This is a genomic window from Exiguobacterium sp. s123, from assembly GCF_018617075.1.
GTDB classification, from domain to species: domain Bacteria; phylum Bacillota; class Bacilli; order Exiguobacteriales; family Exiguobacteriaceae; genus Exiguobacterium; species Exiguobacterium profundum.
The window spans coordinates 205587-220743 of the sequence record NZ_JACSJL010000001.1 but is presented as its reverse complement, the minus strand read 5'-3'; the positions used below and the strand labels follow the sequence as shown (position 1 = coordinate 220743).

The window sequence follows — 15157 nt, the reverse complement described above, 5'->3', positions numbered from 1 at the left end:
CTTATTCATCCTCCAATACAATCCATTTCTTCAATTGACCGTCCTCTTCGTAAATGACCCGCACATCCATCTGTCCGATGACGAGACGTTGTTCCGAACTGAACACGACAATCGGATAGTTCGTGGACACGGGCTTGTCCGTCTCAAAAATAGGGCTATGCGCCTGCATCGCGTAATAGCCGTCCGATCTCGTGTTGGCTGCCCCTGCATCAATCTGAGTCACATGTTCAAATCCTCTCAGTCTGAGCACATAACTATAAGACGTTTTCGCCCCTTGTTCGAGACGCCATTCTTCGATGGTGGCTGATTTGTCGTCCGCTGATCGTTCTTCTAGCACTTTTTGTGCCGTATACTCTTTTTCGTAAGGAATCATCTCTTGAATGCTGACGACGGTCATCGTCGCGAGTTTGAGCGATTCCTCGGAAGGCGGGGTAATCAGTATACCAATAAAGATGAGGATGGGAATCAACAAATAGACCATGACACGACTACGCATTTTCATCACCTTACCTTTTTAGATGTAAATTATTTCTGCATAAAAGAATGGGAACCCTTTAAAAGACATCCCGAATCTCTAAAACCGATTCATTTCTTCAATTTTGTAAAGGAGCGGGTATGATACAGAAAGGAGGGATGTTCATGAAAATCGGGGTCATTGGTGGGGGCGTTGCGGGATTGACGGCAGCTGCGCTCACGCAACAAGAAGGACATGACGTAACCGTCTTTGAAGCGTCGCGTGAATGGGGTGGGTGTGCCGGCAAGTTTCAACGGGGTGACTATTTGTTTCCTGCAGGGGCAACGCTCGGTATGGGGTTCGAACGAGGAGGGGTCCATCAGCGGGTTCTTCAGAAATTGGGCGAATCGGTCGAGGTGACGTTACTGGACGCGGTGATGGACATTCAACTGCCTGACGTCACCGTCACCTACTATCGCGACCGCAAGCGTCTGCTCGATGAGCTCAGTCGCGTATTCTCAGAGCATTATGGGTCAATCCATGCGTTTTACCGTGAAGTGTGGGACGATTTTGAGAGGATTCGTCCGTTGTTTCAGCAGTTACCTGCTCTTCCACTTCGCACGGTCTCGGATATGATCTATGCACTAAAAGGGTTCCGGTCGAATCAAATCACAACGCTCCTCAAACTCCAGCGGCCACTCGGTGACACGTTAGCTCGTCATGGATTAAACGGTACAATGTTCGAGCGATTTATCGATGGCGTCCTGCTCGACAGTTTGCAGACCGGTGCGAAAGAAGCGAGTCATTTACTCGGTGCAGTGGCGCTGTCAGTCTATCACGAAGGAGCGTACTATGTGGAAGGTGGACTGTATCAATTGGCTCATGCGTTAGAGCGCGCCGTACGGACGTTTGGTGGGGAGACGAAATTAGGGAGAGACGTCCAGTCCATCGAACGAGTGACGGATGGATGGCTCATCACCGATCGAAGAGGACGACTTGAACTAGTCGATGTCATTGTTTCCGCCATCCCGATTGAGCGGACGAGCGAACTTCTGAGAGGACAAGAACAACGATGCTTCAAACGACAATACCGCAGACAGTTGAAGCAGTCGCAATGGGGCACGTTCAGTCTCTATCTCGTCTTGCCTGAGGATGTGTGTCGACAGAAACCGCTGTTTCAACAAATCTATCACGAGCGATTACCGAGTGGGCATGCGTTCATTTCCATGTCCGCGCCGGATGACGTGTTGCGCACAGAAAAACCGGAACGGACCATCACGGTATCCACACATATCGATTTATCAGAATGGCAACATTGGAAAGACCGGGCGGCATATGAGAAACTAGAGCAAGAATGGACCAATCGTCTCGTCGACGTCGTCGCAACTGCTTTTCCCGCTTGGGACCGCGAGTCGTCACTACTTCTTCCTGGTGGACCCGGGGCATGGGTGAAGTATACGAAGCGACCGCATGGGGCAGTCGGAGGTTATGCGCAGACTCCTAGCCAGGCGCTCTTTCGCGCTGCGAGTTATCGCACCGACTTGCCGAACTTTTTTGTGTGCGGGGATACCGTATTTCCAGGAGCGGGGACGATTGGCGCGATGACGAGCGGATTACATGTCGCCCGGGCACTCGGGGTGACGATTGATTAGGGGGAATAATGATGAAGAAAAAAACATTTGATGAACTGACAACGATTGAGTTGTATCGCTTACTAGCGTTACGAACTGAGATTTTCGTCGTCGAACAAAACTGTCCGTATCAAGAAATCGATGGAAAAGATGAACAAGCCATCCATTATTGGATTGAAGAAGATGGAGATATTGTCTCCGCCCTTCGCGTATTGACGGAAGCATCTCCGGTCGCCATCGGACGTGTCGTCACGAAAGCGACGTATCGAGGGAAAGGGTATTCCCGCCTCTTGATGGATGCGGCAATCAAAGATTTTGGACATGAGACGTTATACCTGCAAGCGCAGACGTATGTGGAACCTTTTTATGCCTCGTTTGGCTTCAAACGGACGAGTGATGTGTATCAAGAAGATAGTATTCCACATGTCGATATGTTACGTGAATCAACGAATCCCGCTAGTACCGTTTCGGAATCGTTCATGTTAGAATGAGAAAGAACATTCACGTGCTTTTGAGCACGATTACATTATAGACATAAAGGGGTTTACAATGGTGACCGATCAACAAGTAATTGCAAAAGCAAGAGAATTGGCAGATGTATTAGCACAAACACCAGAAGTGGCGCGCTTCAAAGAAGCGGAAGCGAAAGTAAACGGAAGTGACCGCGTACAGACTTTGATTAAACGAATCAAGTTCTTACAAAAAGAAGCCGTCAACTGTAAGCACTATGGTAAGACGGAAGCACTTGCGAAAGTCGAGCAAAAGATTGATAAAGCGATGGAAGAACTCGATTCAATTCCGGTCGTTCAAGCGTTCCAGGAAACTCAAGTCGAAGTGAACGATTTGCTTCAATACGTGACGGTGACGCTCGCGAACTCCGTGACGGACCGTATCATCGAATCGACGGACGGTGACGTCCTTGCAGGAAAGACAGGGAGCGGCATGGCGGCTGAACAAGCACGCGGCGGCTGCGGATACTAAAACGACACAGCTGGCCGATGGTCAGCTGTTGTACTTTCTAGAGGTGAATCAACATGCAAGAAGTCCATCAGACACCAATGATGAAACAATATTTCTCTATCAAGGCCGACTATCCGGACGCCTTTTTATTCTATCGACTCGGCGACTTTTACGAGTTGTTTTTTGAAGATGCACAAATTGTCGCAAAAGAGTTAGAGCTCACGCTCACTTCTAAAAATGGAAAGCAGGCCGAGCATCCGATTCCGATGTGCGGCGTTCCGCATCATTCCGCAGCAATCTACATTGAACAATTGATTGAAAAAGGTTTTAACGTCGCCATCTGTGAACAGACGGAGGATCCGAAGGCAACTAAAGGGCTCGTGAAACGGGAAGTCATCCAAGTGATCACGCCGGGTACATATATGGCGTCACTCAGTGAAAAAGAAAACCGATATCTCGTCGCCATCTCGGACGTCGCAGGGCGATTCGGAATTGCTCGCGGTGACGTCACGACGGGGGAATCATGGTTGACGACACTCTCGTCAGAAGAGGCCGTCTTGCGGGAAATCGAAGGATTGCTTCCGAACGAAGTCATCGTCGAGGATGAACGACTTGCTGATTTATTGCGACAGACCGGGATCCCACTTTCGATTCAAGTGGACAAGCGGAATAGTCCACTCGCACAAGGTGCAAAAGATGAGGCACAACGCTCGGCATTTGAGTTGCTGTTTGCCTATTTGACGAAAACACAGAAACGTTCACTTGACCACTTGCAACCAGCCGTCGCCTATGAGGTTGAACAGCATATGCAACTTGACGCCAACACGGCCCGAAACCTTGAGTTGTTCCGTTCGGCTCGTTCAGGGGAACGGAAAGGGTCACTCCTTTCACTCCTTGATGAGACGACAACGGCGATGGGCGGTCGATTGTTGAAACGTTGGCTCGAACAGCCACTCTATACAGAGCAAGGCATCAGAGAGCGACAGGATGCCGTCGAGAACTTGGTGGACGACTTCATGTTGCGCGATCAACTACAAGAAGAGCTGAAGCGAGTCTACGATATCGAACGCCTTGTCGCTAAAGTTGGGTACGGGACGGCGAATGCGCGAGATCTCGTCCAACTTCGCGACACGCTCGAGCGGATGCCTTCTGTCCGGTCACTCTTACAAACAGTGAAAGCGGATCGCTTGCAGCAAATTGAACAAAAGCTCGACTCGTTCGAGACATTGAGTGAACAGCTTCGGGCTGCCCTTGTCGATTCACCTCCGATTTCGACGAAAGAAGGCGGGATGATTCGTCACGGGTATTCGGATGAGCTCGACGAACTGTTAGAAGCGAAAGCGAACGGGAAATCGTGGATTGCCAACCTCGAGCAACAGGAACGCATCGCGACCGGCATCAAGTCGTTGAAGGTCGGGTATAACCGCGTATTCGGTTACTACTTGGAAGTGACGAAAGCAAATGCGAAGTTGCTCGAAGAAGGGCGTTATGAACGGAAGCAGACATTGACGAATGCGGAACGTTACATTACACCTGAGTTAAAAGAGAAGGAAGCGCTCATCTTAGGAGCGGAAGAGAAGAGCTGTACGCTCGAATATGATTTGTTTGTCGCACTTCGCGAAGAAGTGAAGACGTATACGAAGGCACTTCAGCAATTGGCCCGTTCACTCAGTGAGTTGGATGTTCTCCTCGCCCTTGCCGTCGTAGCCGAGAAACGGGAGTATGTGCGTCCAATTACAGCGAAGCATGTACAAATTGAACGCGGGCGTCACCCTGTCATTGAAACGGTCTTGCCGCGAGGCGAATATGTCGCCAATGACTTGACGCTTGACGACACACGTCAAATGTTACTCATCACCGGACCGAACATGTCCGGTAAATCGACGTACATGCGTCAATTTGCCTTGATTGCAATCCTTCATCAAATCGGTTCATTCGTCCCGGCAGAAGCGGCGGAACTCCCGCTCTTTGACCGCATCTTCACACGGATCGGTGCGGCGGACGATTTGGTGAGCGGACAGTCGACGTTCATGGTCGAGATGACCGAGACGCGACAAGCCGTTACCGAGGCGACGAGCAATAGTCTGATTCTATTGGATGAAATCGGTCGCGGAACGTCGACCTATGACGGGATGGCGCTCGCACAGGCAATCGTTGAATATATCGCCTCGTCAATCGGTGCGAAGACACTCTTCTCGACGCACTATCATGAACTGACAGTGCTCGAAGATTCGATTCCGACACTTGAGAATGTTCATGTCCGGGCGATTGAACGAGATGGACGAGTCGTCTTCCTCCACGAAGTGCATCCGGGACGTGCCGATAAATCGTATGGGATTCATGTGGCGGAATTGGCTGAACTTCCGGATTCATTGATTGACCGGGCCCGGACGATTCTGTCAGAACTCGAATCGGAAGCAACGAAACCAGCTTTGAACGAGCAATCTGCTCCACCTCAAGTGGAAGAAGTCAGCCAGTTGTCATTGTTCGAGTCGCATGACGCTGTTCGAGAACAGCTGCTCAAACTCGATCTATTGGCAATGAATCCAATCGAAGCGATGCAGGCGCTCTACGAACTGCAACAGACCGCAAAGAAAGGGTGAGTCGATGGGAATCATTCGAGAGTTACCTGAACAGCTCGCGAACCGAATCGCAGCCGGGGAGGTCGTCGAGCGACCTGCTTCCGTCGTGAAAGAATTAGTCGAAAATGCGATTGACGCGGGAGCGACGAAAGTAGACGTCGACTTACAAGAGGCGGGCATCCGTCTAATCAAAGTGCGAGATAACGGGCATGGGTTCCATGAAGAAGATGCGGCGCGAGCCTTCTTGCGGCATGCGACGAGTAAGATCCGGGACGAGCATGACTTGTTTCGGATTCGGACGCTCGGCTTCCGCGGTGAGGCGCTCGCCTCGATTGCGTCGGTCAGCCACGTCTCGTTGAAGTCGAAACGAGCAGATGAAGACGGTTTTGAGATGACGCTTGAAGGTGGAGTCGTCAAGGCGACGAATCCGACGGCGACGAACGTCGGGACCGAAATTGCGGTCAGTCAGCTCTTCTTCAACACACCGGCACGGCTGAAATATTTGAAGACGTCAGCAACGGAACTTGCAAGTATTACGGATACGTTGAACCGTTTAGCGCTGTCTCATCCGGAGATTCGCTTCACCGTCTTTCATGAAGAGAAAGAATTGTTGCGTACGAACGGGAATGGAGACTTGAAACAAGTCATGCTTGCCATCTATGGTCGCCAAGTCGCCGCACAAATCGTCACGGCGTCGAGCAAGACGAACGATTATACGCTGAGCGCCCATCTCGTACGCCCGGAAGTGACCCGTTCGAACAAACAGTACGTGACTCTCATCTTAAACGGTCGAAGCATCAAGAACTTTGCACTGACCCAAAGCGTGCTTGAAGGCTACCATACGCTCTTACCGATCGGTCGCTATCCGATTGCCGTGCTCGAAGTGAAGATGGACCCGATGTTGATTGACGTGAACGTCCATCCGACGAAACGTGAAGTGCGTTTGTCGAAAGAAAAAGAACTATGCCAGCTCATCCGAGAGACCGTTCAATTGACGCTCCGGGAGCAACGTCTCATTCCGTCTGTGAAACAAGAGCCGAAGCCGAAACGTGTGACACCGTCCGAACAGTCGAAGCTCGACTTTTCGATGGAGCCGCAACCTAAACAAGAAGACACCGTCGAGTGGAACTATCCGATTCCTCGGGAGCGAAAAGAGTCGCTCACGTCTCCTTCCCAGTGGAATCCGGCGCCGCTCGTTCATGAACCGGAGCCAGAGATGATTGAACCAAAACAGGTCGAAGAGCCTGTACATCAGTCGGAGCGTTTACCGGCGTTAGACGTTATCGGACAACTGCATTCAAGTTATATCATCTGTGGAGCGGAAGACGGGATGTACGTAATGGACCAACATGCTGCCCAGGAACGCATCAAGTATGAGTTGTTTTATGAGCAGTTAGGACGTCCAGAAAAAGAGTATCAACTCCTCTTAATCCCATTGACGTTAGAGTTCACGCAAGAAGAGACGCTCGCTATCGAAGAAGTGCTCCCGCTTCTAGCGGATGCAGGCATCACGTTAGAGCCGTTTGGGGGTAACACGTTCCTTGTCCGTGAGATTCCGACATGGTATCCGCAACATGACTTAGAGGGCACGATTCGTGATCTGGTGGAGATGGCCATTCAACAGCGGTCAATCGACATCGCGAAATATCGCGAAGAAGCATCAATCCTCATGGCGTGTAAACGATCGATCAAAGCGAACCATCCACTCAATAGGGAGATGATGCGACAATTGATTGATGATTTGAGTCGTACGACGTCTCCGTTTACCTGTCCGCACGGGCGACCGATTATCGTGAAATGGAGCACGTATGAGCTTGAGAAGTTATTTAAACGCGTCATGTAATCGTCTTGTTACCTTGTTTTAACACGATGTAACGTTTATGCAGGAGCCCACATGGGAAAACTATACACATGTCACTCAACGCATCGAGGTTGAGAGGTGGCTTTTTCACTGCCTCACCCTCAAGATGTCGACATGAAATGTATATCCATGTAGGAGGAAAAGAAAATGACGAACAAACTTCAAGTATCAAAACGAGAATTACGCCCACGATCACTACGCACGAAGTTGCGTAACGAAGGAAAAGCGTTAGGCGTCGTCTACGGCTACAAAGTAGACAGCACACCAATCGTGTTTGACGAGATGGACCTTCGTAAAATTCTCCGAGACCATGGTGACAATGCCTTGATTGAACTCCATTACGATGGAAATAAAATCAATACGCTCGTGCACGGATCGGAAACGGACCCGTTCACAAACTTCTATCAGCACGTCGAATTCATGGCCGTGAAGATGGATGAAGAGACAGAAGTCGAAGCGGATATCGTCCTTGTTGGCGACGCGAAAGGCGTCAAAGAAGGCGGATATCTCGCCCAGTCACTTTATAAAGTGACGGTCGCTGCGACACCTGCCAACATCCCAGAACGCATCGAACTCGATGTCTCAGAGCTTGGAATCGGTGATTCGGTGACGGTAGCAGATCTTCCAGAAGACAAATCGTACACGATTGTCTCGGAACCAGATATGCACATCGCCTCTGTGAATGAGCCGGTTGCAGAAGTTGAAGAGGAAGAATCAGAAGAAGGTTCAACTGAAGAAGAAGCTTCTGAAGGATCTTCTGAAGAAACAGAAGAATCGACTGAGGATAAAGAATAAGCAATTCGATTAAATCAGAGGAGCATCGTCCCTAGATGGGGCGATGCTCCTTTGTTTATTAATCAACATTTTTTTTACGAACATTTTTAGAAATGTTGCAATATAGAAAAGTTTATCAAAATGGTGAGAATGTTATGGCTACCTTTTACTTATACATGGAATAAACAAGGCACTTAAAACTTAGATAAGTTGAATCGAAAGGGCTCATAATGTTAGGTGAAGGAATTTGTGATAATTTGAGAGAAAAACAAATTGAGGTATCTTTAGACTCGATTATAATCATCTCAGGTGTCTTAAAGGCTATTCAGTTGATTGTGGTCTGGTTACTAATAGAGGCGCCACGATTCTATATGAGTTCTTTCGTACCTTATTTCGATTTATGTCTGCTATCGGGGGTATGACTTTGTTGTTAGATTTCTTCTCGACGAGTAGGGATTTAGAAAGAATCAATCGGAAAAAGACAGATAGAATAGTTGAACTTGAGAAAGGGGATTATAATGTTTTCTAACGATTTAATTAAAGAATTTATAGAATTTCGAGAAGTTAATGGAGAAGAGTTTACTTGGTGGAGTTTCGTAAATTACAAATATAGTATTGAAGACGCTCTTTCTTTTTTAAAATTTTTCAATCCAGAAATAATCTGTCATGAGAACTGTTATTTTTTTAAAGACAGTTTATCTCTTAGTTCATATAAAGTTTGGAAAGAAGAATTTGGAGCAGATTTGTCCTCCATTGAAAAGATGGTAAATTTGTACGAGCCTAAAGATTTCTTCATTATTAATAAGAAAAATGATGTCGATAGTTATAGTCAAAATAATCAAATTGAAGCTTTTGCAGAGACTCTTTGTCAGCAATGGAAAATTAGCTTGAAAGAGAGGTATAATAATATTCCTTTCCAAGTCCAATTGATTCGAGATGATGGAGACTTATACATCACAATGTTCGTATTGCGATGAGTGTGTTTAATTGATTTATGACTGAGAATGTTGAGTGATAATAAGTATTGGCATAAATATTAGACACGAAAAACTCATTGGAACTTATTAAATGAATTTTTTTCATAACTTAATGAATCTTAGATGATTAATAAGATAAATGCTGGAGATGAGACAATATATGTCGCATTTATATATCGATTTAAGTAACATTACTTCTTCATCGGAACTACATCAGATATTAAAAGAAAGTCTTCATCTTCCTGATCATTACGGCGAAAATTGGGATGCCTTTTGGGATGTCATTACTGATGTGGATTATATAACTTTTCCTGATCAAATCACTTTCATAGGATATTCTTTGCTTGAAACGAAATTAAGTGAGGATGCTAAGTGTTTAAAAATGTGTTTAGAAGAGTATAACGAAGAACATTATGTTTCACATTGTCATTTTGTTTTCTTGTAATCTAATTTGCTTACTAGTATATAAAGCAAGTCTATAAGAGAGTAACCATTTCACAATCACTAATTTTTCAATATAACTTTTATAGTCCCCGACCATCATAAAAATTAATAGAAAAAACAGCTGATTTAAATTACAAGGTCTTTAAACTGAAAAATCAAAGGTGATCGCTATGCAAGAGCTTACAATTATTGAAAGGAAGCGTCTATTAGAGCAGATTGAAGATAATTTAGATAATTATTTCATTATAGGTGAAATTAAAAAGGTTTATGAGATCACTAGTTATGATGATTTAACTATTATCGATAACCAAAAAGCTTTAATTGATTTTTTGGTTTACCAAAACGTATATCCAATAGTCATAACATTTATATTATCTAAAAATATAAATCAGGATAATGAGATGGTTGAAAAAATGGATTCAAGGAAAATTAAATATTCTATGAACTATTGCTCTGGGGATGAGAATTCTATTTATTACTGCAATGCAAAAATAGAAAACGAAAAAGATTTAAGGTTTTTGATTAACGAAACGTACTGGATGTCTGCTCAAAATGGGTTTTATAACATTATCTTTAAAGATAAATTGAATTTCACTTTAAAGAAATATGGTAAGTGGCTGTTCTCTAGAACTCAATTTGTACCTTTAATTGATATGAGTCTACCAACTTCTTTTATTAAAATAGATGGAGATGGACTTGGGTTTATTTTGTTTTCTAATGAAAAAAAATATAAATCTATTGAAGAATTAACAAAGAATTTACCTCAAAAATTTTACATAGATTATTTAAACGAAAAATGAATTATGAGGGCCTCAGTTTGAGCATGTTTTAACGCATAGTCGAGTTACATAGATACTATGAAAAATGATATGTATGATGAGGTTTGGGGGTCTACTCATGATGACTCTTTGTTAGAATTATATAAACTGATAATAGCGGGTTTATCGATGTGAGAAATACAGTCCGTAGAGTTAGAATAAGAGTAAATTTAGCCAGATCATATAGCTTTGTATCATGATGTTCATTTATACAATCAAAATTATTAAAACCATTTAAAACTTGTGAAGCCACGTAGTTAAGCAGCACATATTCCATACAGAAGGTGAAAAAATGAAAGCTCAGGAAATATTAAGAGAAATCGAAAAAATATACTACTGGGATGCGCGCGTTTTAGGATTCGATTGCCGTTATTTTGGAGATGAAGTTTTACTAATAATCGAAGAAGAAAATGAAAATTATCACCATCAGATTGAATTTTTAGGTTGTATAAAAGTAGACATATCTGCTCCACTCGACGATCGAATAGTGCCTGTAAGAGAATTAAGCAGATTACAGCTCCCCTATTTTATGCATGATGTTAGTATAACAAGCTATGTACTTGAAGAAACAGAGGTATTTGTATGTAATTTGATTTTCCCTCCAGCAAGCGCTGAAATTCATTTCACTAAGATAAGAATCGGAAAGGAATATCACTGATAAAATTTACAATGTCTGAATTGCAATAGTCGACCAAGAGACAGTTAATATATATTTATTGAACTATCATAAAATGTAGTGATTACAGAAGAACATTACAATGCAATTCATAAAATTGAGTGAGGTGTATTATATGTCATACAAATCGATACAATCGCTTTTACCTGTTAAAGAAAAGGCAATCCTGCTGGATCAGGTCGAAGGATTGAATAGATATCTTTGTATTCTACCGAACGATGAATTAGAAAGTCAGTTTGGAGATTTAGAAGAGTTCACAAAACAAGACTTTGCAGTCGTGGGTTATGAAGATGTGCTAGGAGATTTTGTAGGAGTGGACAACTTTTGATTGTTAATCATGAAACGCTTCATGTAGAGTAAAGATTAAAATTAACATTTGATGAACTCATGAAAAAGAATTATTCCCTTATTTGAACGATTGGTTTCATAAACTTTGTCTTATTATTCTCCCGAAAATAGGGAGAATTTTTCTTTGTCACAAATCCGCCATATGTAAACGATTACGATGTGAACACTCTGTCAATTCATGCAAGACAGGATTGCCAACAGAGACTGTACAGTTTATATTGTTAATGATTTCACATATTCGAACTGATACTTTCCTATTTAATTATTCAGAAAGAAGGGTTTGTGACATGGCATCAATGGAAATCCATGCACTCGAATCATTACGGAAAAAAGCACAGGCTTCCTCGCAAATGATTCATTATCGTCCAATGGAATACTTTTTACGGGCAATGTTAGCCGGGATCTTTATCGGCTTTGCCTCAATCTTCACGTTGAAAGTCGTCAACGGTATGTATTTAGCGGAATCTCCGTTCACGACACTCATCGGAGGCTTCTCGTTCGGGATCGCGCTCGTCATGATCATCTATGGGGGAGCTGAGTTGTTCACGGGAAATACGATGTATTTCACAACGTCGACGCTTCGTGGTTATACGACGCTCAGCGACACGATGCTCGTCTGGTTGCTCTGCTTCGTCGGGAACGCACTCGGGGGAATCCTATTCGCCTTACTACTTGCACCGACTGGCGTCATCCAAGAACTCGGGATGAACAACTGGTTGTTCTCCGTTGTTGAGAGTAAAATGCATCATACGACGGTTGAAATTTTCTTCCGCGCCATCTTCTGTAACTGGATGGTCTGTCTCGCTATTTTCTTACCGAAACAAATGAAAAATGAGTTCGCTCAAATCTTCTCGATGATTTTCCTTGTCGCGGTCTTCTTCGCTTCAGGATTCGACCACGTCATCGCCAACTTCGTCTTGTTCGCCTTGACGCTCGTCGTCCCACACCCTGAGACGATCAGCATGGCAGGTGCGATTCATAACTTGATTCCTGCGACGTTCGGTAACATCATCGGTGGAGCGCTCTTCATGGGAGCCATCTATACGTGGTTGAACTCGAAAGGTCTCCGTGAAGCACAAGAATTAGAAGAAGAAGTCGAATTAAAAGTTGTAAAAGCGGTTAAATAAATGATGTTTGTCACATATAACGTAGAGCCTTGTCTTACCGAAGACGAGGCTCTTTTTTATCGTATGATCACACGTAAACTGTCACAATATCGACTCGTGACCATCGAGAAAAACACATGCCATAATCTATATATAGGATTCTTAAAACGAATATGAATGTTTTGAATCCATATATAGTGAGGTGATGCGTTTTGAAATTACTGCAGTTGTATGAGGACGTCTGCGTCTTACCAGACCAAGACTTGGTACAAGAGAATGCGAATGTGGACGGGAAATCCCCACTCGGAAAACTAGCACGACTCTCTTCAGAAGTGTCGAAAGAACTATCGCAGACGTATTTGATGTCGGAACGGTCAAAACAAGCCGTCACTGATAACTTTTTATACGTGCACGATGCCGACTATTACATCACAGGCTCGACGACATGTTGTCAAATTCCACTCGGTCAATTGTTGAAAGACGGCTTCCATACGGGACATGGGACGATCCGGTCGCCAAAGGACATTCGCTCTGCCATGGCACTCGCGTCGATCATCCTTCAAGCGAATCAAAACATGCAGCATGGGGGGCAGGCCTTCCCAATGTTTGACGTCGACTTGGCACCGTATGTCGAGAAGACATATGAGCGTCAACTGAGCCGACTTCAATCCTTACCCGTTGACTGGGAAGAAACGCAATTGGAGACACTCGCGGAAGAAGAGACGATTTCGGCGACGTATCAGGCGTGTGAGGCGTTCATCCACAATGCGAACTCGATGCACTCACGAGGGGGCGGGCAAGTGCCTTTTGTTTCGATCAATTATGGAACGGACACATCAAAGTGGGGACGTATCCTCATTCGAGAGTTACTTCGTGCCACGGAACGTGGGTTAGGGAACGGAGAGACTCCGATTTTTCCGATTCAAATCTTTAAAGTGAAGGAAGGAATCAACTTTCGGGAGGACGATCCGAACGTCGATCTTTTCCGTGAAGCGTGTCGGGTCACAGGCAAACGGTTATTTCCGAACTTCTCATTCATCGATGCCCCGTTCAATGCCGCTTACTATGATGGGACACATGAATCTGAAGTGGCGTACATGGGTTGTCGCACTCGGGTCATGGGAAACCGACACGGAGAAGAGACGTCGATCGGTCGTGGCAATCTTTCCTTTTCCACACTCAACTTGGTGAAGATGGCACTGATCTCGGAGTCGATCTCGGATTTTTACCGCATTCTCAACCGCTATGTCGACATCGGGATCGAACAGTTGATTGAGCGTTTCGAGTATCAATGTACGCGTCGCGCTGAAGAATTCCGTTTCCTCTACACACAAGGGGTCTGGCGTGGAAGTGAGCAGTTACATATTCATGATGAAGTCCGAGATGTGCTGAAACAAGGAACGCTCTCACTCGGGTTCATCGGACTCGCTGAAACGTTGAAGGTGTTGACGGGAGGTACACATGCTGAGTCGCGTGAAGCGGAACGACTCGGTCTCGATATCGTCACGCACTTGGCCAATCGCATGCGTGCGGCAGCCGAAACGTACGACTTGAATTTTTCGTTGCTCGCGACACCGGCAGAAGGATTGTCAGGTAAATTTGTGACGCGAGACCAGGAAACGTTTGGGATGATTGAAGGTGTCACTAATCGTGCCTTTTATACAAATTCATTCCACGTGCCGGTCTATCAGTCTGTATCAATTCGTGAGAAAATCCGAATCGAGGCACCGTATCACACATTGTGTGACGCGGGACATATTTCATATGTCGAAGTCGATGGGTCACTTGCCCACAATGCGGAAGCGGTGGAATCGATTGTCCGCTTGATGCGACAGCATGATATCGGCTACGGTTCCATCAATCATCCGGTCGATCGTTGCGGAAATTGTGGGTTAGAAGGACTGATTGACGATGCCTGTCCGACGTGTGGCGAGGATACAAACATTGAACGAATCCGCCGCATCACCGGTTATTTGGTCGGGACGATGAACCGTTGGAATACGGCGAAGCGAGAAGAAGAGCGGGCGAGGGTGAAACATGATGCGCATTCTATCCGTCGTTGAAGAATCCGTCGTTGACGGACCGGGGATTCGGACGGTCATCTTTACTGCTGGCTGTCCGCATCACTGTAAAGGGTGTCACAATCCTTCCTCGTGGAATCCAACCGGGGGTGAGGATGTCGAAGTAGAGGAACTTGTTCAGCGCGTCAAGCTCAGTGGTTGGGACGGGGTGACCATTTCTGGAGGCGAACCGTTTCTTCAATCGTCAGCGTTAGCAAAACTCGTCACGGCATGTAAGTCGCTCGGTAAAAATGTGTGGGTGTATACGGGTTATACGCTCGAACAGTTGGAAGCGATGCATGACGAAGCGATTCAAACCGTGTTGGACTACGCCGATGTGCTCGTCGACGGTCGTTACGAGCAGTCGCTACGAGATATGGGACTTCGTTTTCGAGGATCGAGTAATCAACGAATCATCTTTTTGAATAAAGTATAATCGAGGCAGAGATGTCTCGATTTTTTGTAT

Annotated in this window: 15 protein-coding genes; 14 read left to right on the top strand and 1 reads right to left on the bottom strand. The window is 45.3% G+C overall.

What is annotated here, in order from left to right; all coding sequences use genetic code 11:
• Position 1: 1 nt before the first annotated feature.
• Positions 2–502: a hypothetical protein gene (locus KNO72_RS01130; protein ID WP_214684408.1), complete on the bottom strand. Its 501-nt coding sequence runs from the start codon at positions 500–502 to the stop codon at positions 2–4.
• 137 nt (positions 503–639) lie between these two features.
• Between KNO72_RS01130 and KNO72_RS01125 the strand changes: the two genes are divergently transcribed.
• From KNO72_RS01125 to nrdG, 14 genes are all read left to right on the top strand, one after another.
• The gene (locus KNO72_RS01125; RefSeq protein ID WP_078146795.1) at positions 640–2106 is read left to right on the top strand and encodes a phytoene desaturase family protein; all 1467 of its coding nucleotides are present in this window, start codon (positions 640–642) and stop codon (positions 2104–2106) included.
• Positions 2107–2117: 11 nt separating this feature from the next.
• The gene (locus tag KNO72_RS01120) at positions 2118–2576 is read left to right on the top strand and encodes a GNAT family N-acetyltransferase (RefSeq protein WP_214757078.1); all 459 of its coding nucleotides are present in this window, start codon (positions 2118–2120) and stop codon (positions 2574–2576) included.
• A gap of 58 nt (positions 2577–2634) precedes the next feature.
• On the top strand, positions 2635–3066 hold the full coding sequence (locus KNO72_RS01115) for a YlbF/YmcA family competence regulator (protein WP_012726155.1): 432 nt from the start codon (positions 2635–2637) through the stop codon (positions 3064–3066).
• A gap of 53 nt (positions 3067–3119) precedes the next feature.
• The gene (mutS, locus tag KNO72_RS01110) at positions 3120–5648 is read left to right on the top strand and encodes a DNA mismatch repair protein MutS (RefSeq protein ID WP_214757077.1); all 2529 of its coding nucleotides are present in this window, start codon (positions 3120–3122) and stop codon (positions 5646–5648) included.
• A gap of 4 nt (positions 5649–5652) precedes the next feature.
• Complete coding sequence (gene mutL / locus KNO72_RS01105) at positions 5653–7470, top strand: DNA mismatch repair endonuclease MutL (protein ID WP_214757076.1); 1818 nt, start codon at positions 5653–5655, stop codon at positions 7468–7470.
• A 165-nt stretch (positions 7471–7635) separates the two neighbouring features.
• On the top strand, positions 7636–8283 hold the full coding sequence (locus KNO72_RS01100; protein WP_214684403.1) for a 50S ribosomal protein L25/general stress protein Ctc: 648 nt from the start codon (positions 7636–7638) through the stop codon (positions 8281–8283).
• Positions 8284–8780: 497 nt separating this feature from the next.
• Positions 8781–9239: a hypothetical protein gene (locus tag KNO72_RS01095; RefSeq protein WP_214757075.1), complete on the top strand. Its 459-nt coding sequence runs from the start codon at positions 8781–8783 to the stop codon at positions 9237–9239.
• 160 nt (positions 9240–9399) lie between these two features.
• Entirely contained in the window at positions 9400–9684 is a 285-nt protein-coding gene (locus KNO72_RS01090; RefSeq protein WP_214684400.1) for a barstar family protein, read from the top strand.
• A 169-nt stretch (positions 9685–9853) separates the two neighbouring features.
• Complete coding sequence (locus KNO72_RS01085; RefSeq protein WP_214757074.1) at positions 9854–10483, top strand: hypothetical protein; 630 nt, start codon at positions 9854–9856, stop codon at positions 10481–10483.
• A gap of 310 nt (positions 10484–10793) precedes the next feature.
• A complete protein-coding gene (locus KNO72_RS01080; protein WP_012726162.1) occupies positions 10794–11159 on the top strand; it encodes a hypothetical protein in 366 nt (121 codons plus the stop codon).
• A 133-nt stretch (positions 11160–11292) separates the two neighbouring features.
• The gene (locus KNO72_RS01075) at positions 11293–11505 is read left to right on the top strand and encodes a hypothetical protein (protein ID WP_143404758.1); all 213 of its coding nucleotides are present in this window, start codon (positions 11293–11295) and stop codon (positions 11503–11505) included.
• 316 nt (positions 11506–11821) lie between these two features.
• Positions 11822–12652, top strand: coding sequence for a formate/nitrite transporter family protein (locus KNO72_RS01070; RefSeq protein WP_041918029.1), 831 nt, complete (start codon positions 11822–11824; stop codon positions 12650–12652).
• Between the two features lie 191 nt (positions 12653–12843).
• A complete protein-coding gene (locus tag KNO72_RS01065; protein ID WP_214731366.1) occupies positions 12844–14694 on the top strand; it encodes an anaerobic ribonucleoside triphosphate reductase in 1851 nt (616 codons plus the stop codon).
• Positions 14672–15127: an anaerobic ribonucleoside-triphosphate reductase activating protein gene (gene nrdG / locus KNO72_RS01060; protein WP_074037124.1), complete on the top strand. Its 456-nt coding sequence runs from the start codon at positions 14672–14674 to the stop codon at positions 15125–15127. Before KNO72_RS01065 ends, nrdG begins: the two co-directional genes overlap by 23 nt.
• The last annotated feature ends 30 nt before the right edge of the window (positions 15128–15157 follow it).